Below are 21,114 nucleotides of genomic sequence, written 5' to 3'. Positions count from 1 at the left end.
TCATCTTTCACCTTGCGATTGTTCATATGAGTAGAAATCCCCTGGGGCAAAAGCATGGAACACCAAAAGATCCATGGCAGCCTGATTTTGCTCTTGGTCATGTACATTTTGGGCATTGGAATATGTGATGGCCCGAGTGTACCAGAACCATTTAGTCCAATAGATGCTCTCCCAGTACCAGAAAGAGGATTTTATATGGGATTGCTGCCAACCCCCGCTCAGGATCAATCTTTTGACCAGGCATATTCCCAGGCAGCATTGTATTCGGAGTTTGTTCCTGTTTGGGGACGGCCTACGCCATTTTATGATTTGGCGAAAGATTTAAAAGGAGATTGGGGACAAATGTTCGTCAAGCAGCTCATTCGCGATAAGAATATGTTCCCCATCATTCATCTTTCATTTATTGGACCTGGATTGACGCTCGTAAGACCCCCAGGCATGGAAAGTGCAACTTTAAATGATCCAGTTTGGAGAGCATCTTACAAGCAGGCAGCCATAGATATTGTTAAAGCTTCACGCCCACTCTATCTTTCGCTTGGGAATGAAGTGAACAAGTGGTATGAGCGATATGGTACGGATGAGAATAACCCTAACGGATTTCAGCATTATGTGACTCTCTATGAAGAAGTATACGCGGAGGTAAAACGACTCTCACCAAAGATCATTGTGTTCTGCACTTTTGCCCGCGAGATCGTCGCCGAAAATAGAGAGGCGAAACTGGATGTACTTACGATGTTCAATCCTGATAAACTCGACATACTCGTTTTTACAAGCTATCCTTATGTCGTGCGTGGCATCAATAACCCTTCAAACATTCCCGACGATTACTATTCTAAAATTTTCCAATATGTGCCCACTAAGGTTTTAGCATTCAGTGAGATCGGATGGCCATCGTTGGATGCCTTTGGAGGTGAACAAGCCCAAGCCGATTTTTTGGAACATGCAATTGGTCGACTTACCCGACATCGCGGTATAGAGCTGCTCTTGTTCGGTTGGCCCTGGCTTCATGATCTAAATCAAAATGATGCGATAGGGCTGATTAAAATTGATGGCACTGAGAAAATCGGATACAAAAAATGGATAGAGATCTCCGGAAGATAGCAGCATACAGGCTAATTTAACAAATCAAAAATTGGGAGAGACAAATGAAAACATTCGTCCCATATATAATCGCAAATCTGGTCTTTATTGCATTTGCGATTTGGGTAGGCTGCGTTCCTTCGGGCTATCAGTCCCCGCGCGTACTTCGGCCTGGCCAGGCCTCGGTCGGGGCGGGAGTTGCGGTGCCAATCACCTATGGAGATTTCTCGCTCTGCCTGCGGTGCGGTGTGATAAAGAATTTAGATGTGGGGATCAAATATGGAGGCTCGAAAGACGGTTATGGCGTTTTTTCCGATATCAAATATTGTTTTCTCAAACAGCCCCTTTTGGTCGCCGCAGATGTGGGATTTATATATTATAAAGGTGAATTCATGAACGAGTATGAGCCGCGAACGCAGGGCGTGCATCCCACGATTCTGTTAGGTAGTGATCGCTTCTATGGGGGGATTGGCTGGAATTATTTAATTAAACGAGAAACACATGATTCTATGAGTCCTCCTTATACTTGGGATATTACCACCCGCTCTTCAGGGCCAAGAATTATGCTCGGTTCTTCCTGGGGGCAACGCTGGAAATTCAATCCCGAAATCATTTTCAACTTTGATCCTTTATTGCGGCAGCATGCTGCTGGGGTAATGATCGGCTGTGGGATTTATCGTATCTTTGGTAAGAAATTTAAGAAATAACACCATTAAAAAATAGCCTCAATTTTTCTGTTTTTGGGAAATTTTCCTTTAAATTTTCGAATAGTATAAAAAAATATTTATTGAAGAATTTCATATTTTGCCGAATTTCCTCTTATAAAATTTATTTAATTTTGTATATTCCTGAGGCAAAGCAAATTTAAAGGATTCGCTCTCAGTGGGAAAATTTTTCAAGCTGTACTAATATGTGGCTTGGTTACTCATTTGAGGAGCTGACAGATAGAAAAGCCAGCATTTAACTCTGATATGAAAAAAATTAAAATTTCATAGCGATCACCATTCGTGAAAAGACATCAATGGGCTTGGGTTTTACCAGAAATACAGATTGGCAAATCAACCAATTTGGAATAACGAAAATGGCATTCAAATAAAAACCGTGCGGAGTGGGATTAATGGATGAGCGGGCTTTTTGGATTGCAACAAATAAATGATAGAAGGCGAAAAAGGGCGTCTTAGAGGTTGCCTCTTTAATTTTTATCATTGGATATGAGAATATAAATCCAAAGTTGTAATAATTTAAGCAGCTATCGATACACCTGATGAAAAAGTCTAGCAGTCTCACTTTGCATAATGTACATCACACCATTGAACGATGCTTCCGATATCTGGCATACACCGAGAGCAGAAAGCGATTTAAAGATGTGGGATAAATATCTTGACTATTTGCGAGCAGAGGAGCGGTGGTTTCGGATGTGCCTTCTGGGAAGCTTATGAGAAAATGATAATTAACCGATTGATTGTTTCAATCTCTGTGACTTCAAAAAAGTGATGGTTATTATTTTTGAAAAGAAGAATGAAACGACTTTGCAATCAAGTTTAAGACAGAGAGCGGGCATTTCATTGAAATGAAGCACAGTAAATGAGAAACAATTTAGATAATTTTAAAATGCATGTAAAGGAAAAACACAATGACAAAATTAAACCCTTACCTCAATTTTCCAGGCAACACGGAAGAAGCATTCAATTTTTATAAATCCGTCTTTGGGGGCGAGTTTGCCTCGGTGGTCCGATTCAAGGATCTGCCGATGGAGGGGGTGAACATTCCCGAAGAGGACGCTAATAAAATCATGCACATCGCTCTGCCCATTGGCAAAGATCAAATGTTGATGGCAACTGATGCGCTGGAGTCGCTGGGGTACAAATTGATTCAGGGCAATAACGTCCATATTTCAATTCACCCCGATAGCAAGGAGGAGGCCGACCGACTGTTCACGGCGCTTTCAGATGGCGGAACGATCGAGATGCCGATCTCCGACCAGCCATGGGGCGATTATTATGGCAGCTTTAAAGATAAATTTGGCGTGCACTGGATGATCAATTATAGACTTCAGCAAAATTAAGATGTTGGTGTCATTTTGAACGGAACGGAGTGGAGTGAGAAATCTGTATATCTCATAAGTTCAATTCGTTAAACAGATTTCTCCCCGCCAAATGGCAATTGGCGTCAACTTAAGAGTACGAAGTCATTCTGAACGATCCGCCAACTGGCGGAGAGCGAAGAATCTCTTAATTTAACGAAATTAGGTAAGTTTATTGAAGAGATTCTTCGTCGCTTCGCTCCTCAGAATGACAGCGTCTCACCATGTATTCGCTTAAGTTGACGCTTATGGCCAAATTGCGGGTCGAAATGAGATTTTTTCCTATTTTGCAGAATTCTATAATCAATTATCACAAGGAGCAATAACCCCATGCAAAAAATCATCCCCCATTTATGGTTCGATAAAGAAGCCAGAGCGGCGGCGGAGTTTTATACTTCCGTATTTGAAAATTCAAAAATCAACTTTATAAATCTCATCCCTGATACCCCGTCTGGCGATGCCGAACTGGTTGGCTTTCAGATTATGGATTATGAATTCATGGCCATCAGCGCTGGGCCGTTGTTCAAGATCAATCCTTCCATTTCATTCCACGCCCGATGCAGGACGGTTGCAGAAGTGAATCAACTCTGGGAAAAACTCTATCCAGGCGGAATGGTCATGATGGAGCTGGGAGAATATCCTTTCAGCAAGAGATATGGCTGGATTCAGGATAAATTTGGCGTGTCCTGGCAGGTCATTTACACCGAGGGAGATTTCCAGCAGCGGATCATGCCCGCGCTGATGTTCGTCGGCGATGTGTGCGGCAAGGCGGAAGAAGCGATCCGTTTCTACACATCGGTCTTTCCAAATGCCACAGCAGAAGTGCTGGCTCGCTACGAGAAAGGCGAAGAACCCGATCAGGCAGGAACCGTGAAGTATGCGCAATTCACTCTCGAAGGCCAGGAATTCGCCGCCATGGACTCGGCCTGGCCGCATGATTTTGGCTTCAATGAGGGTGTTTCTTTAATTGTCAACTGCAAAGATCAAAAAGAGATCGACTATTTCTGGGAGAAACTTTCCGCCGTGCCTGAGGCGGAACAATGCGGTTGGATCAAAGACAAGTTCGGTGTCTCCTGGCAAATCGTTCCAGCGAATATGGGCGAGCTGATTGGAAGGAATCCGAAAAAGACCATCCCCGTCATGCTCAAGATGAAGAGAATTATCATCGCCGATCTGCAGCAGGCAGAGGCAGCAAGATGAATGAGAAACCAAGAATTGCAAGAATTTCGCTAATGAGTCCTGAGCGAAAATACCAAATTTCCTATCTCACTGTCATTGCGAGCGGAGTGAAACGGAGCGAAGCAATCCCTTTTGCCATTTGAGATTGCTTTGGCAAAAAACGCCTCGCAATGACTGCTGCTAACATTATTTTATAATTTTCCACCTTTTTAGAGTGGATTAATGAATAAAAAAGACATCGCTGTTTCATTTTTGCGCCTGGCCTCTGCTGGCAAAGTTCGCAAGGCTTATGAGCAATTTATCCATCCCCAATTTCGGTATCACAGCGCCTATTTCAAAGGCGATCGGGAATAATATATGAAGGCGATGGAAGAAAACGCCGAGCAATTTCCCAATAAAACTTATGAAGCGTTGCGTGTGCTTGAAGACGGAGACATGGTGGCGGTTCATGGCAAAGTCACACTCTCACCAGACTCCCAATGGTCCGTCATCCATATTTTTCGCTTCGACAATGATCAGATCATCGAAGCCTGGGAAGCTTCTCAGGAGGTGCTAAAAGATTCTCCAAATGAAAATGGATTGTTTTAAAGGAATTGCTCTCAAAGGTTTTCAACCTTTGAAGCGGTGTTTTATGTTCATGATAAAGAAATGGGATGTCCTTAACAAATCTATAAACTTCATTTCGTGTCCCTTCAATTGCCTGTCCAAGTTTTGGTTTTGAATTTGACAAAATCACCGTTACCACTTCGTTTAGAATGACCAGTTTGGATTCAGTTTTATCATCTCTTATTACTTTCTCCTTGACAAATATAATTTTTTGTGTATATTCATTTGAGCGAAGCAATTGCTAAAAACTAAATAAGGTTAGCCGCAGGTGGGAAGGATTTTCGGCCCGAGCTGGTCGCTGAATAACCTTCTCCTCCAACGACCTGACTGACATTACCCCCGACGCTGGACTTAAGGATGAAGAATTTGTTGTTTCATTTTTATCATCCTCGAGCAGCAAGAGGTAAAAAAACTTCAACTGAATTAGATTTTAGCAGAAATCCCGATAGACCAATGAATCCGTGCAGCAAGCGGAATCGGAATTCCAATAAGAATTGAAAGAATTTGCTTATTAAGAAACAGTTGTTCTGGAATTGAAAGATCGAATTGCAAAGGAATAATAAAAAATATCCAGTAATAGGAAAACAAATCACATAAATCCAATCTAAAAAATGGCTACCAATAGGAAAACGTATTTCCTATTGGTAGGAAAATTTGAAATTTTTGGATAAATAGAGACCTTTTTTCCAGAATATAGCTATATATCTAATTAATGGATATTAGCAGCAAATCATTAAGTTAGCCGCTACGAGGTATTCGCCGCCATGGGACTCTTGGTTTTTAGCATCAACATTACTCTCGATGGTTGTGTCGACCACCGGGAGGGAATCGCCGACGACGAGACACATGCTTTCTTCACCCGCCTCATGGATGAGGCCGGGGCGATACTGTGGGGCCGTGTCACCTACGAGATGATGGAGAGCTACTGGCCAGCGGTTGCCCGCGGCGACGTGGAGGCACCACCGGCGATCCGCGAGTGGGCGGTCAAGCTGGAGGCCAAGCCAAAGTACGTAGTGTCGTCAACGCGAAGGTACTTTCCGTGGACCAACAGTCACCACATCGTGGGCGACCTGCGCACGGGCGTGCAGAAGCTGAAGGACGCGACACCGGCCGGTGTGCTCCTGGGCAGCGGCAAGCTCGCAACCGAGCTGGATCGGCTGGATCTGATCGACGAGTATAAGTTCCTCGTCCATCCCAGGATTGCTGGCCACGGCCCGACCCTGTACCAAAGCGGACTGCCTAGCACACGACGGCTCGAGTTAGTTTCGGCAAAGCCACTACGCAACGGCGCGGTCGCCATGCACTACCGGCGCGTGTGCGGCTAATCATAAGGTTAGGCGCACCAATGGATTGAGAATAGGTAATGGAAGAAGCCAAATGCTCAATTGAGCAATGTGACATCTTTGATTTTATGGCATACCACGTTGGTATGACTGTGCTCCATCCTGGCGGTCTATGGGCTACGGAAAGGCTTGCAGAGAAATGCCGTATTGCCCAAGATAGCAAGGTATTGGACATTGGCTGTGGAAAAGGAACGAGCGCGATCTATCTGGCGAAGAAATATCACTGCAAAGTGACAGGTGTAGATATTGAAGATAGGCTCATAGAGCAAGCCAACGATCTGGTTCATAAGCGGGGAGTATCAAGACAAGTTCAATTTCAAACGGGTGATGCGCTGAGTTTGCCATTCCCTGCTGATGAATTTGATGTTGCTCTATCGCAAGCATTTCTCATCCTTGTACCTGATAAAAAGCAAGCGGTTCGTGAGGCGCTCAGGGTGACCAAAGCTGGTGGTTTTATTGGCTGGTTGGAATTGAGTTTCTACCAGCATCCCCCTGATAGTCTCTTTCGCGAGGCGGAATCTTCGGCTTGTGCTTTTTGCATTCGCAACACGCTTACCTTTGACGAATGGCAAGAGTTGTTTGAAGGGTGTGGGATGAGGGATGTGGAAGTTATTCGCGGCGAGATGGGAATGCGACAACGCCGTATGTTCAGGGATGAAGGGTTTTGGAATGCAACGCGGATTATGTGGAAGTGGATGTTCAACCCAAGAATACGAAGGCGAATGAATGCCGTATTTGAGTTTTTCCGAGAGCATAGCGAGTATATCGGGTATGGAATCTACGTGGGTAGAAAACCGTAGGTGCGCCTAACCCGCGCATCAAGCCGACACGCTCCGCTCGCTGCGCTCGCTCCGCGTGCGGCTTATGCGCCAGCCGTTAGCCCGCCATTCGAGATACTCATATAGGAGCATAAAGCATGAATAACAACCTCATAACGCCTCCAACGTTGCTAAAACGCTTGTTGACAGGCTGGAACCTTCTGGCATTTTGTGGGTTCGGATACGTTCCTAGTGGTTTACTACTTGTGATCTGGACGTGGAAACCCACTTCTGGTCCCTATGTTATAGGGGAACGCCATCCCTATGGCGGCTACGTCGAAGCTTGGAAGGTATCTCTTGCTTCGCGTTTCTTGCGTTTGGACTCCTTTTTGGTGTGACATCATTATTAGTTGGTTCGCAGCTGCGTCGCAAGTGGCTTTGGTTTGCGCTCTTGGCAAGCTTTGTCCTTATGTGGTTTCCACATATGTGGATAGGGATACTTTTCATCATCGAGGATCCATCTCTGAGCACATTGGGCGAATGGACGAAATCCCTACCCTTTATCCTGACATGGATGCTCATTGCGGCCCTAGGGTTCTATTTATTCTGGCAAGACCTAGAGAAACAGTTGGGATAGATGTTGCTTACAGTCGCCCTTCATAAACAGAAAGTGAGAGGGAAGGAATTAGGAACCGTTATTGCGTGATAATGCGGCTACCTTGACCGTTATGCCCCCTAAATGAAGATCAATTTACCAAATAGCTAATATGGAGTATATAACATGGCCAAAAAAGAAATCATGATTTTAGCTTTAATGCTTATTTTTTTAAAATGTTCTGAGCGAATAGAAAATCATTCCATTAACCAAGAATTTTCCGTAGCAGGCAAAGAAGTTCTAATTTATACCACTGCCCAAAACACCGACTTTCGATTAAGTCTTACTGATAAGAAAATTTTTGAGCCTGCTCAACAACCATTAGAGACCGAAGTTTCCGTTTTTGTCAATCCACATAAAACCTTCCAGACTTTATTAGGCATTGGCGGCGCGATTACGGATGCGGCTGCCGAAGTGTTTGCCAAATTGCCAGCGGAAAAGCAGGATGAATTACTAAAAGCTTATTATGATCGAAAGGAAGGCATTGGCTATACCTTAGCGCGAACAAACATCCATAGCTGTGATTTCAGCAGCGCAAGCTACACCTATGTGTCCGATGAGGATAAAGATCTAAAAACTTTCAGCATTGATCATGATAGACAATTTCGCATACCTTTAATAAAAAAAGCGATTGAGGCAACTGGAGGCGAACTGTTGATATTCGCCAGTCCCTGGAGCCCGCCAGCATTTATGAAAGACAATAAGGATATGCTGCACGGTGGCAAATTGTTGCCCGAATATTTTCGATCATGGGCGCTTTATTATACAAAGTTTATCAAGGCGTACGAAAAAGAGGGTATACCGATCTGGGGCATTACGATTCAGAACGAGCCGATGGCAACCCAGACGTGGGAATCATGTATTTATACGGCCACTGAAGAGCGAGACTTTTTGAAGAATTATTTAGGTCCCATCATGAAGCAGGAAGGGCTTGGAGATAAAAAAATAATTGTCTGGGATCACAATCGAGATCTGATCTGCCAGAGGGTCAATACAATTTTTGAGGATCCTGAGGCAGCTAAATATGCCTGGGGAATTGGCTTTCACTGGTATGAGGATTGGGCCGGCGGTGAACCCATGTATGATAATTTGAGGAATGTCGCTGAATCATATCCAGAGAAAAAATTGTTGTTCACCGAAGGGTGCGTCGGAGGTTTTGATCCGCAGAAATATTACTATTGGCCCAATGCCGAGCGATATGGGAAATCGATGATCAATGATTTTAATCGTGGAGCTGTCGGATGGACCGATTGGAATATTTTGCTCGATGAAACTGGTGGGCCCAATCATGTCAAGAATTTCTGTTTTGCCCCAATCCATGCCGATACTCGAGAAGGAACATTGATATATACACCTACCTATTATTACATCGGTCACTTTTCAAAATTCATTCGTCCGGATGCCAAACGGGTGAGCACTGCAAGCAGCCGAAGTCATTTGTTATGTACTTCATTCATGAATGTGGATGGGAAAATCGCCACAATCGTAATGAATCAAAGTGATCAACAGATCTTTTATAAATTATATATCGGCTTAAATGCGGTATCTTCGACTATTTTGCCGCACGCGATTCAAACGTTCGTCTATTAACCGAGACCACTAATGGAGAATCTAAAACAGGTTCTTCTAAAAATTAGTTGACGGTTGATTGTGCAATTTTCAGGCGCCTTTTGCGTTTATTCATTCATAAAGATAGCGAACCAAAAATGAGGAGCCACCAATGAAATCCAATTTGACCAATCCTCCATCAACAAACGTGATGACCCGCAGAAAATTCATCTCTTCCGCTGTAGCCACGGCAGCTTCTCTTTCTATTGTCCCAAGGCATGTTTTGGGAGGTCCTGGATATGTTCCGCCATCAGATAAAATCACCATTGCCAACATCGGCTGCGGCACTCAAGGGTTGAGAGAGATGGTGCGGTTATTGGAGAGGCCAGAAGTTCAGATCATGGCGGTGTGTGATCCAAATAAATTCAGCACCGATTATCTCGACTGGTCTCCGAACGAGATCCGAGATCTGATTCGCACAGCATTGGGTGAGCCAAATTGGGGGGCGAACTATCGGGGGATTCCTGGCGGTAGAGATATTGGCAAAGAATTGGTAAAGAAATATTATGGCAAACACAAACCTTCTGGCAACTATAAAGGCTGCAAAGCTTACGAGGACTATCGGGAATTGCTCGAAAAAGAAAAGGATCTCGATGCCATAAAAATCATGACACCGGATCATCATCACGCCTACTTGGCTATAATCGCCATGAAAAAAGGCAAACATGTTATCTCTCATAAACCGATTGCCAACCGAATGTCAGAAGGGAAACTGGCCATTGAATTAGCAAAAAAGTCACCAGTTAAGACTCATCTTTTGGCCTGGAGCGAACGCCCAGAATATGATCTGATCCTGAGGTGGATCAACGATGGCGTGATCGGCAAGCTAAAAGAGATCCATAATTGGTCATATCGACCGGTGTGGGAACAATGGCCGGCTAGACCCAAAGACACGCCACCTATTCCCCCAGGATTGAATTGGGAATTATGGTTGGGGCCAGTTCCTGATATCCCCTACCATCCGCATTATACCCATAATGTATTTCGCGGGTGGTATGATTTCGGCGGTGGCAGCATTGCTGATATGGGACATTACAGTTTATTTCCCTTGTTCCGGACTTTTGGGATTGATACTCCGCCAGTCAGTGCCAAAGCCTATGGTACAACGCATCGCTATGTTGACGGCAATACCTACTATTGGCTTGAAAATGACGTCTCCTTTCCATTGTCCTGCATGGTTCAATTGAGCTTTCCTGAGCAAAAGAACTTGCCAGCGTTCGATCTATTCTGGTACGATGGTGGCATGAAACCGTTTATCCCGGAAGAGCTCAAAGAGGACAATCGTGATATGCCAGAAGAAGGATTGATGTTTGTCGGCGATAAAGGAAAAATCCTGGCTGGGTTCCGCGGCGAGAATCCCGAGATTATCCCTTCGCGGCTTATGAAAAGCTACCAAGGCGAAAAAGAGTTGCCAGAGCGGGAACGCGCCACCTCTACGGATATATGGGTGGCTGCCATTAAGAATAATCACGAGTCGCCCGGCAGTTTTATCTATGCCGGTCCGGTGACCGAGACGATCAACCTCGCTGCGGTGGCGTTGCGCGCCAAGAAGAAAATCGACTATGATTCGATCAATATGAAAATCACCAACGACGAAGCAGCCAATAAATACCTTACACGGGTATATCGAACTGGCTGGGAACTATAAGACACCTGCACAACAGAGAAGTCTGTCATTTCGAGTGGAGCGACAAATCTGAGCAATGAACTGCTAACGTCAGATATTCAATTTTTCATTTCCACTCCGTTACGATCGAAATGACACTAAATTTTGTAGAAGATTTTGGGCAATAAGGAGGCATAAAATGGATAAAGTGAACAACCGCTCTTCAAGAAGAGATTTTATAAAAAAATCACTCATGCTAACCGCTGCAAGTTTAGCGGCACCTGCTTTGCTGAACAATCAAAATGCTATGGCAACCCCCCGCATGACATGCGATGATATCTCATTGGCCGAATGGGCGCTGGTGGACGAAATCCGAGCTGGAAAATGGAAAAACTTGGACTTCCCTCGCATCGCACGAGAGGACTTTGGAATTAACGGTATTGAGTTTGTCAATACGCTCTTTGAGGTGCCGACAGTAGAATATCTCAAACAACTGAAGAAAAATGCTGCCGATCATGGGGTGACCATGGTGTTGATCATGGTGGATGACGAAGGCGATGGGTGCGAGCCAACAAAAGAATTGAGAAAGCAGTTTGTGATCAATCATAAAAAATGGATCGACATTGCACACTATCTCGGTTGTTGCGCGATCCGAACCAATTGCCGCGGCCCCAAAGACGTAGATAAAAAAGAAGCGCTTAAGTGGGCGGCAGAATCGTATAACATGCTTCTGGAATATGCCATGCCAGCAAAGATCAGTGTTTGCATTGAAAATCATGGCGGACTTTCGAATGACGCCGATTGGATGGTGGCATTGATGAAAGAGGTAGATAACCTTTATTTCGGAACATATCCCGACTGGCGTCGTCCAAGCGATGAGTTTGATAATTATAGCTATCTCGAAAAAACCTTGCCCTGGGCAGTGGGCATGTCATATCGCAACCAGCCGACTGAAGAACTGTCTGCCAAGATGATAGAATTGTGCCGAAAATCAGGCTATCGAGGTTGGTATGGAATTGAATCCCCCGGTCGAGAGGCGGTACACGAGGGGAAAAGAATCCTCCAAAAATATTTGTTGTCGAGTCCTTCAAAATGAGCAAATGGCGAATGGGTGCCTGTCGCTTCTGATGATATCTGCGTCTTCCTGACCTGACGAAACGGCACGCGAATAGATGCCCGGATGCGCAGGCATGAGACCAACATTTCAATCTATTTGAATTTTGCAGAAACCCGATTCTTTGAATGAGGGATATCTGCCGCTATTCTTATCCGAGTACAAAAAATAAGGGTGAATTGATCAGTCATTTTTTTGAACCAATTTTATTCATTCGATCAGTTTATTTTGATGTCGCGTCAATCTGATGCTGCTCAAAACAACAGTTTTATCCTTCCCGGAACCAAAATACGCTTTTCTATTTTTTCGTCAAATGCGCTATTCGGGGGATGGAGAACGATGCGCTCTTTATTCTAAGATAGTCATTATTCAGTGACTCATTTTTACAGATAAAGCGGACCAATAATCCGAGCGCAATCGATCGAACATTATTTAGCCAGCTTCGTTCGCCCGTCTGCAAAGAATGACATTCAGCGCCAATGTGAGCAGCTTTGCATCCGATGTATCAGCACGGGATGGGATTAGCACTGGTGCCTTGGCGCCCATGGTGGCATGAGCGAGCCGCAATTTGGCGAAATAGGTAGTGCCTTTGGCCGTGAGGTTGGCGGATTCGATATTAGGAAAAAGCAGAATATCTGCCTTGCCAGCGACGGGTGATTGAATGCCCTTTTGTTGAGCTGCTTCAGGAGAGATGGCATTATCCAGAGCTAACGGGCCATCCACAATGCAGCCTTTGATCTGACCCCGCTCGTTCATTTTAGCTAGAATCGCAGCATCAACAGTAGATTGCAGTGAAGGATTTACAGTTTCAACTGCGGAGACGACCGCCACTCGAGGATTCGGATGACCCAGGGCATGCATTACCTGAACCGCATTCTCCAAAATCTGAATTTTCTGATTCAAATCTGGCGCCAGATTGAACCCTCCATCAGTGATGATCATCAATTTATTTGGATCCTGACGCTCGGGCCACTCGAATAGGAACGCGTCGCTGATCAATCGACCGGTGCGAAGGCCGTGCTCAGCATCCATGACTGCTCTTAACAAAGTGGCAGTTTTCACTTTTCCCTTCAAGATCAGCTCGGCTTCGCCGTTGTGAATGGCCTGCACCGTCCGGCGACAGATCGCGGACTCCTCATCCGCTTCGATGATCTCAAATTCATCGTGCCCAATGTTCAGCTCATCCAGCGCTTTGATGATTTGCTTTCTATTTCCGATGAGTAGCCCATCGGCCAATTTCATTTTTTTTGCATCCTGAATGGCTTCCAGAGCAGCCTGATCATTGGCCGCAGCAATGGCAACCCTCACTGGCCGCTCGGATTTTTCACTGATCTGTTTCGCTTGCTCCAATAATTGATCGAAATTGTTGATCGTCATACTCGATTTCCTTAACTTTATATCTTTTAGGTCCAATAGCTATTTTGAGGGAAAAAGGAAAATATGCAAAATTGGAATGACGGAAATTTATATTTCCAAGATCCTCGCATAAAGTTGATTAGCAATCCATGAGTCACAAGATCAAATCGCCCAGTTGCCTGATTAGTTCTTGTTGCAAAATTATCGAAACAGGATAAATTGTCATGCCTGCTCATGCGGGCATCTCATTTTTCGGTTGACTTAAGCATCAGTCAAAAAAGAGATTCCTGCATTCGCAGGAATGACATCGTTTCTTTTGATTTTCATTTTGCAAAAGAAACTCATTACCCTATTACCTGTTTCCCAGCCTCAAAAGCTTTTCGATTTAATTCTAATGTTTTAGCAGGAACTCTCTGCCCGATCGCTTTCATCCACAATGCTTCGTCAAATTGGAGAAAATTTGAGAGAGCACCCAGCATGATCGAATTGATGGTGCGCGGATTGCCCACTCGCTCAGCGAGCTGAACGCCGTCGATCATAATAATGTGATTAGTCTTTCTTTTGCAAATGGCAAAGACGTTTTCGGGGTAAGGCGTATTGGTGAAGAACACCGATAAGGGAGTGATCTGTTGATCGTTCACGATCACAACGCCTCCTGGCTTCAAATAATCTAGATAGCGCACCGCTTCTAATTTTTCGAATGCCAAAATTATGTCCGCATCCCCAGTCGCAATCAGCGGCGAATAGATCTTCTCTCCGTATCGCACTTGACTGACCACGCTGCCGCCGCGCTGGGCCATGCCATGGATCTCACTTTTCTTTGCATCCAGTCCTGCTTCCATTGCCACCATTACCAAAATGTCGCTCGCAACCAAAACCCCTTGTCCGCCAACGCCAGACATCAGAACGTTAACAATTGGCTTTTTTTCTGTGACCACATACTTTAAATTTTCCATATCACTGTTCCATTAATTTCGATTTCCCATGAGAAAAGCGAACCACGATTCATGAATCATCTTTAGCGCTTTGCACATTATTCCAATTAGGCAATGATTTAGTCATCAACTGGTTTCTGAATTGCTAGAGGTTTGCAGACTTGTCGGCATATATCACATCCAATACAAAGCAGATCATTAATTTTGGTTTTGCCGTTTTCATCTTTTTCGATTGCTGGACAACCAACTTTGTGGCACATGCCGCACATGATGCATTTCTCTGGATCGACAAAATATGGCTTGTTGAAAACCTTCCGCGCTCGAATCACGCAGGGTGCATCAGCAATGATAACTGACGGCTCGTCCGCAGCCAGCTCCCGTCTCAACACGGCAACGGTCTCTTCTATTTTGTACGGATCGACCCGCGTCACGCGCTGGATTCCCACCGCGCGGCAGATAGCCTCGATGTCCACTTTATGCGTCGGCTGGCCTTTGAGCGTCACACCCGAGCCGGGATGCTCTTGATGCCCAGTCATCGCCGTGATGTGATTATCGAGGATGCAGATCTTGGTTTTGCCCTGATTGTAGACAATATCCAACAAGCCAGTAATGCCGGAATGGAAAAACGTCGAATCGCCGATAACGCCGATCAGTTTGCCTTTGATCTTATCCCCAACCGCCTTTTCCATCCCCTCGGCATAGCCGATACTCGCTCCCATGCAGAGACAGGTGTCCATGATTTCTAACGGGGGAATGGCGGCGAGCGTATAACAGCCGATATCGCCAGTTACGGTGAGTCGAAGCTTCTTCATCGCGTAAAAAATGCCGCGGTGGGAACAACCAGGACAGAGCACCGGCGGCCGTGCTGGAATAGGTACATCCGTTAAAACTGTTTCACTCGATGCAGGTTTTAATCCAAATGCAGTGGCGATAATCTCCTGATTGAGCTCGCCAAGCACTGGCAGGCGATTTTTGCCTTCCACCACAATACCCATGGCCGCGATCTGTTCTTCCAAAAATGGATCGAGCTCTTCGATGACGTAGATTTTATCGACCTGCGCCGCAAACTCCTGAACCAGTTTTTTTGGTAAGGGATGGGTCAACCCCAATTTCAAAATCGATGCCGTGGGGAAGACCTCTTTGGCATAGTGATAGGAGATGCCACTTGTAATGATCCCGATGCCTCTGTCCCCCCATTCAATGCGATTGCAGGAGCAATGATTTCCATATTCTTCCAATGCTTTAGTTCGCTGTTCAACCAGGACATGTTTTTTGCGCGCGTTGCTTGGCAGGAGCACGTTTTTTGAGAAATCCTTCTTATAATCTTTTTCTGGAGCGGCAATTCGCTCGCCCAATGCCACAACGCTTTTGGAATGATTTACCCTCGTCGTCGTACGCAGCAAGACCGGTGTATCGTATTGTTCGCTCAATTGCAAAGCGAGGATAGTGAAATCCTTAGCCTCTTGGCTGTCTGATGGTTCCAGCATGGGAATTTTTGCAGCTCGGGCGTACCAGCGATTGTCCTGCTCATTTTGTGATGAATGCATCGACGGATCATCCGCCGAGACAATGACAATGCCAGCATTGGTCCCCTGATAAGAGAGGGAGAATAACGGATCAGCAGCCACATTCAGCCCTACATGCTTCATCGCGGCTAATGATCGAGCGCCTCCCAGTGCCGCACCGGCTGCTACTTCCACAGCCACTTTTTCATTGGGCGCCCACTGGGCCTGAATTTCATCATACTGTCCGATATTTTCCAAAATTTCTGTACTAGGTGTCCCAGGATATGCCGAAGCAAATCGCCCGCCTGCTTCGTAAAAACCACGGGCGATCGCCTCATTGCCAGATAATATTGTTCGCTTCATAAGTAACCTTAGCTGCCTTTGTTATTTGATGATTAAAGTAGTGAATCTAAAATCAAACTTTCAGATTAAAAATATAATGCGTCAAAAGCTTATGGAGATCAGCAAAGTTGGTGTTTGTACTAATACCCAAGTGGATGCCTTGCATTTCGCATTTGATTGATGATTTCGCTTCATTTTAGCCAGTGCATATTGTTCAATAAATTTTTGCTTCTTCTTTTCCCTCCAATACTCGCAATGCTCCTTCAGCCAGCGCCTCCATCTCAAATTCACCAGGCAAGAGAATCACCTGGGCAATGAATTCAACTCGCTCGGTAATCCAATCGGTGAGCATTTGCGATTTGGCAAGTCCACCTGACAACACGATAGCTCGAACATTGCCCTTTACAACGGTCGCCATAGCGCCGATCTCTTTGGCAATTTGATAGGCCATAGCTTCATAAACTTCTTTGGCGTATGTATCTCCTTGAGCAATTCGCTTCTCCACTTCTTCGGCGCTATTGGTGCCCAAGTAAGCGACCAGCCCGCCTTGGCCCATGACCAATTTGCTCATTTGTTCTTTGGTGTATTTTCCAGAATAGCAGAGCTCGATGAATGGTTGCAATGGCAATTCACCAGTTCTCTCTGGAGAAAAAGGACCAGAACTGGATGCGTCATTGACATCAATGATCCGACCACCCTTTAGCGGACAGATTGAAATCCCACCACCAAGGTGCGCGATGATGAAGTTGGTCTGAAAATAATCAACATTCAGCCTTTTCGCCGCCATTCTCCCGACGGCATGAATATTCAAAGTGTGCGCCAACGACCGGCGTTGAATCAGCGGATGTCCAGAATACCGAGCCAGTGGCTCGAATTCATCGACCGATACTGGATCTACCGTAAATGCTGGGATCCCAGCCATATCGGCAATGCTTTTGGCCAGCGCGCACCCCAAATTGGACGGATGTTGACCCTGAATCCCTGCTCGCGCATCAGCCACCATGGCATCGTTAACCAAGTATACGCCTCCGGGGATCGATCTCAACAATCCACCGCGCCCCACAACAGCATCTAATTGCTGAACCGAAACACCATGGCGATCCAGAAATGCTAAAATCTCATTTTTGCGATGCTCAAATTGATCCCATAGGTTGGGAAATTTTCTCATTTGATCAATCGAATGGACAATCTTTTCTTCGAGGATGGCGGCATGATTTTCAAACAACGCAAGCTTAGATGAGGTAGAACCCGGGTTGATAACCAAAATTTTATGTCCCACAAAAAGAGAGACTCCCCTTATTTAGTCCTTAGATTTTTGGTCGAATACTTGAATATCGATCCTTTTTTAATTACAAAACGTTCATCTCATTTGTATGATAGCAAAATTTGTCATCAAAATCAACAAAAAAGTTTTTTGGGTAATTGGGTTCAGGAATAAAAAAGGTCAGATAATCTGCGGATTACCTGACCCTTTTGGTCAAGAATGAAAAAATGAACCTCTAATTCGAGTCTGTCAGAAAATATCGGTTTTTCTTAAAAGCGGTCATTCTGAACGAAGTGAGGCATCTAGAAATCTCAAGCTTTCAATCACTGTTAGAATCCTCGCTCCGTTCGGAATGACGTTTTTCTTATTTCACAGGATAAGCTGGCCTTTCAGGAAACACAAACGGCTCATCTTTAATTTTTTTCATTAGCACCTCCATCGCGGTCTCCAACTGCTTATCATGTCCTGCCATGACCGAAGCAGGATCGTTTTCGACGAGGATATCGGGATCGGCGCCGTGGTTTTCCACCAACCATTTGCCTTCTCGACCGTAAAATGCATTGTTCGATTGATGAACTGTCCCATTATCAATCGTGGTCTGGCCGTTCACTATGCCTACCAATCCGCCCCAAGACGGCACGCCGATCACAGTACCCAGCTTGCGGGCCTTGAAATGCTCGATAAATGCCTCGCCATCTGAGCCATTGTATTCATTGGTCACCACAGCCAGATGGGCATTGGACACGCTACCAGGGTAGCGGAACGGCACCATGTTTTTCAGCACATTGTAAGCGACCATTTTTCGCTCCAATTTGTCGATGAGGAAATATTCGGTCCAGCCACCTCCATTGCCACGGACGTCGATGATCAATCCTTTTTTGTAGCGAAACGCCCGCCAGAACTTGTCGAACTGCGCTACGTTAGCAGAACTCATGGCCGTGATGTGCATATAACCGATGTCGCCGTTGCTTGCCTTAAGCACCTTTTGAATATTATCCGCCAGCCAGCGATTATATCGCAAATTATACTCGGACCTGATCGGCTCGATCTGATAAGTTTTAGCGCCAATAGCCGTAGGCTTATTATTGACCGAGATAGAGACCTTTTCGCCTTGGGTGATCTGCAAATACTTGTATGGATTCTCGGGAGATTTGATCTCTTTGCCATTGATGGCGATCAGATAATCGCCCTCTTTCAAGTCGATGTCAGGGCGAACGAGTGGCGCTTTCAAATCTCGATCATAATCCGTCGGCCCGTAAATGATCTCGAACTGGTAATAGCCGCTGGACGAGGCTTTCAAATCTGCGCCCAACAAACCAGTGAAGGTGGGATTATCGGGCATCTTTTTGGGACCATTATCCCCGCCGCTAATATAAGTATGCGATACGCATAACTCGCCGACCATCTGCGACAGTAGCCAGTTCAAATCCTGGCGAGACGTGAGTTGCGGGAGATAGGTGCGATAAGTCTCGCCCATCTTCTGCCAGTCCCGACCATGCATGTTAGGAGCGTAAAAGAAATCCCGATACCAGCGCCAGGTGTCGTTGAAAATCTGCGCCCATTCTTCTTTGGGCTGAACCACATAGTTCATCTTGCTCAGATTGAGCTTGTCGCCCAACGACTTGGATGAATAAACCTTCTCGACTTTGCTGACGAAATAATCGGATTCTTTTTTGACGATCATGTGCTCCCGATTGGCCGAGAGCTTCCAATCGGTGATCTTGCCTTCCAGCTTGACCTCTTTTTCATCCTCCATGTTGAAGACGTGCAATGTCCATTTATTTCGTCCGCCTGGCTTGAAGATCTCCTCATATTCATCATCACCAAAATCATCAATCGACGCCCAGGTGACCAAGCCCTTGCCCGCTTTCAGGAAGAAATAATTTCCAGGCTCAACAGGCAAAGAGAAGATGCGATTCTGAATCCCATCCAGATCGATGCGGAACGGCTCGCCCGTGGTCTTTTTCTCAGCCTTGAATGCCTTATCGAACAGCGGCTTCTGTCCCGCCTTGAGCTGCACCACCATCACCTTCACGGGATTGGGGATGATGTGATTATCCTCGAATACATCCATCTGCACATCATAGTTGCGATAGGAGAGGAAATAGAGATATTCGCCATTGGAGTCGAAACTGGGATTGAGATTGTCATAAAAATCATCCGTGAGCGGATAGATTTTATTTTGATCCAGACTATACAGAAAAATCTTGCTATTGCGATTGAACTGTACGAACGAATAGACGACCCATTTGCTATCGGGCGACCAACTGTAGTCGCTGATCTCCCAATAAAATTCATCGTTCTTCAATTGATTGGAGGAGTCGATCTTGATCAACTTCTTGGTGTCGATATCCACATAAAAGATCGAGAAATCCTTGTTGCCGAACAGAATCTTCTTGCTATCGGGCGACCACTCGAGATGATAAACAGTATTTTTGTTGCCTTTGGTCAGTTGAACCCAATCGCCCTCGGTCTCCAGGCTTTTCAAGTACAATTCATACTCGCCGCTTTTATCTGAGAAAAAGGCAACCCATTTGCCATCGGGCGAAATCTGCGGATAGCGCTCCCGACTGTCTGGGCTGCGAGTCAGATTTTTGGTGTCTTTGTTCTCATCCTTCGGCACCAAAAAGGCATCACCCCGAGCCTCGAACACAGCCCTCTCGCCGTCGTTGGAAACCGACATCGAATGAATGTAATCTTTGGGATTGATCGTCCTTTCTGCCAGTTGCCAGTTGTCCGTGGGAATCTGCACCGTGATCTTCTGCGGCTTGCCGACGGCTGGATCCAGCACATACAAATAACCCGAATGCAAATAGATGATCTTCTTCCCATCGGTCGAGGGCATCTGCACATCGAAATCATCGTACTGAGTCACCTGCTCGATCTTTTTGGTGGTGAAATCATAGCGATAGATATTGGCAATGCCGTTGTTACCCTGATCCGAGACATAGTACATTTTGTCGCCGATCCACATCGGGTAACTGTTCTTGCCCACGTAGTCGGTCAGCTTCTGAAAATTTTTGCTCTCGAAATCGTACAGCCAGATGTCCTGGTACTGTCCGCCTTTGTAACGCTTCCAATAATATTCCTCCCGACCACGGGTGTTGTAAACCATTTTCTTCCCATCAGGCGAAAAGGTGCACAGCACGCCCCGAGGCACAGGCAGTTTCTCAGGCATCGCCCCCTCTGGCGTGACGGCAAACAGCTTCACAATGGGACGAAAGGTATTTTCAAATCCCGACCGAAAGATGATCTTTTTGCCATCGGGCGTCCAGGTCACCACCTGCCCGCCGATGTGATAGGTCAATCGCTGCGGCTCGCCGCCATCGATAGGCATGAGATACACATTCTCGCCACTGTGATAATTGCCCGTAAAGGCGATCCACTTGCCATCAGGCGAAATCTTGGCAGCATATTCAGTTCCAGGATGCGTTGTCAGCCGAATCGCAAGCCCACAGTTCTGCCCGATGGTCCACAGATCGCCCTCATAAGTGAACACAATCTTCTCGCCTCGAATGTCGGGGTATTGCATGAATCGGCCTTCAATTGCTGCTATAAGGTGATTAGGCATTAGGGTAATTAGGAAAATGGAGAATAAGATGGTTAGGTAAATGGGCAATTGGGTAATTGGGATGTATTTCTTCATGGATCGAAGCTCCTGGTTTATGATTAGGGCTTTG

General features: G+C 45.6%; 16 protein-coding genes. 11 read left to right on the top strand and 5 right to left on the bottom strand.

Translation table 11 applies throughout. The annotated features are described in order from the left end of the window. Positions 1-54: 54 nt before the first annotated feature. From ONB37_05850 to ONB37_05800, 11 genes are all read left to right on the top strand, one after another. Entirely contained in the window at positions 55-1,101 is a 1,047-nt protein-coding gene (locus ONB37_05850) for a hypothetical protein (GenBank protein ID MDZ7399673.1), read from the top strand. Between the two features lie 44 nt (positions 1,102-1,145). Next, positions 1,146-1,787 carry a hypothetical protein gene (locus ONB37_05845; protein ID MDZ7399672.1) on the top strand — a complete coding sequence of 214 codons (642 nt, stop codon included), beginning with the start codon at positions 1,146-1,148 and terminating at the stop codon, positions 1,785-1,787. Positions 1,788-2,713: 926 nt separating this feature from the next. After that, positions 2,714-3,145 carry a VOC family protein gene (locus tag ONB37_05840; GenBank protein ID MDZ7399671.1) on the top strand — a complete coding sequence of 144 codons (432 nt, stop codon included), beginning with the start codon at positions 2,714-2,716 and terminating at the stop codon, positions 3,143-3,145. Between the two features lie 348 nt (positions 3,146-3,493). Beyond that, the gene (locus tag ONB37_05835; GenBank protein MDZ7399670.1) at positions 3,494-4,363 is read left to right on the top strand and encodes a VOC family protein; all 870 of its coding nucleotides are present in this window, start codon (positions 3,494-3,496) and stop codon (positions 4,361-4,363) included. A gap of 201 nt (positions 4,364-4,564) precedes the next feature. Beyond that, entirely contained in the window at positions 4,565-4,696 is a 132-nt protein-coding gene (locus ONB37_05830; GenBank protein MDZ7399669.1) for a hypothetical protein, read from the top strand. A gap of 3 nt (positions 4,697-4,699) precedes the next feature. Further along, positions 4,700-4,930 carry a nuclear transport factor 2 family protein gene (locus ONB37_05825; protein MDZ7399668.1) on the top strand — a complete coding sequence of 77 codons (231 nt, stop codon included), beginning with the start codon at positions 4,700-4,702 and terminating at the stop codon, positions 4,928-4,930. Positions 4,931-5,712: 782 nt separating this feature from the next. Beyond that, entirely contained in the window at positions 5,713-6,273 is a 561-nt protein-coding gene (locus ONB37_05820) for a dihydrofolate reductase family protein (protein ID MDZ7399667.1), read from the top strand. Positions 6,274-6,311: 38 nt separating this feature from the next. Next, positions 6,312-7,091 (top strand): methyltransferase domain-containing protein, encoded by a 780-nt coding sequence (locus tag ONB37_05815; GenBank protein ID MDZ7399666.1) that lies wholly within the window; start codon positions 6,312-6,314, stop codon positions 7,089-7,091. A 739-nt stretch (positions 7,092-7,830) separates the two neighbouring features. Continuing rightward, complete coding sequence (locus tag ONB37_05810; GenBank protein ID MDZ7399665.1) at positions 7,831-9,294, top strand: glycosyl hydrolase; 1,464 nt, start codon at positions 7,831-7,833, stop codon at positions 9,292-9,294. A gap of 130 nt (positions 9,295-9,424) precedes the next feature. Continuing rightward, complete coding sequence (locus ONB37_05805; protein ID MDZ7399664.1) at positions 9,425-10,960, top strand: Gfo/Idh/MocA family oxidoreductase; 1,536 nt, start codon at positions 9,425-9,427, stop codon at positions 10,958-10,960. A 157-nt stretch (positions 10,961-11,117) separates the two neighbouring features. Then, on the top strand, positions 11,118-12,014 hold the full coding sequence (locus ONB37_05800) for a sugar phosphate isomerase/epimerase (GenBank protein MDZ7399663.1): 897 nt from the start codon (positions 11,118-11,120) through the stop codon (positions 12,012-12,014). Between the two features lie 450 nt (positions 12,015-12,464). On the opposite strand, the gene ONB37_05795 is transcribed toward ONB37_05800, so the two are convergent. From ONB37_05795 to ONB37_05775, 5 genes are all read right to left on the bottom strand, one after another. Then, the gene (locus tag ONB37_05795; protein ID MDZ7399662.1) at positions 12,465-13,409 is read right to left on the bottom strand and encodes a bifunctional enoyl-CoA hydratase/phosphate acetyltransferase; all 945 of its coding nucleotides are present in this window, start codon (positions 13,407-13,409) and stop codon (positions 12,465-12,467) included. Between the two features lie 323 nt (positions 13,410-13,732). Beyond that, on the bottom strand, positions 13,733-14,344 hold the full coding sequence (locus ONB37_05790; GenBank protein ID MDZ7399661.1) for an indolepyruvate oxidoreductase subunit beta: 612 nt from the start codon (positions 14,342-14,344) through the stop codon (positions 13,733-13,735). Between the two features lie 98 nt (positions 14,345-14,442). Continuing rightward, positions 14,443-16,191, bottom strand: coding sequence for an indolepyruvate ferredoxin oxidoreductase subunit alpha (gene iorA, locus ONB37_05785; GenBank protein MDZ7399660.1), 1,749 nt, complete (start codon positions 16,189-16,191; stop codon positions 14,443-14,445). 193 nt (positions 16,192-16,384) lie between these two features. Beyond that, a complete protein-coding gene (gene buk / locus ONB37_05780; protein ID MDZ7399659.1) occupies positions 16,385-17,449 on the bottom strand; it encodes a butyrate kinase in 1,065 nt (354 codons plus the stop codon). A gap of 349 nt (positions 17,450-17,798) precedes the next feature. Next, a complete protein-coding gene (locus ONB37_05775) occupies positions 17,799-21,080 on the bottom strand; it encodes a S41 family peptidase (protein MDZ7399658.1) in 3,282 nt (1,093 codons plus the stop codon). Positions 21,081-21,114 lie beyond the last annotated feature (34 nt).

It is taken from the genome of candidate division KSB1 bacterium (assembly GCA_034506395.1).
Classification (GTDB): domain Bacteria; phylum Zhuqueibacterota; class Zhuqueibacteria; order Thermofontimicrobiales; family Thermofontimicrobiaceae; genus Thermofontimicrobium.
This window is presented reverse-complemented; position numbering and strand designations above follow the sequence as displayed.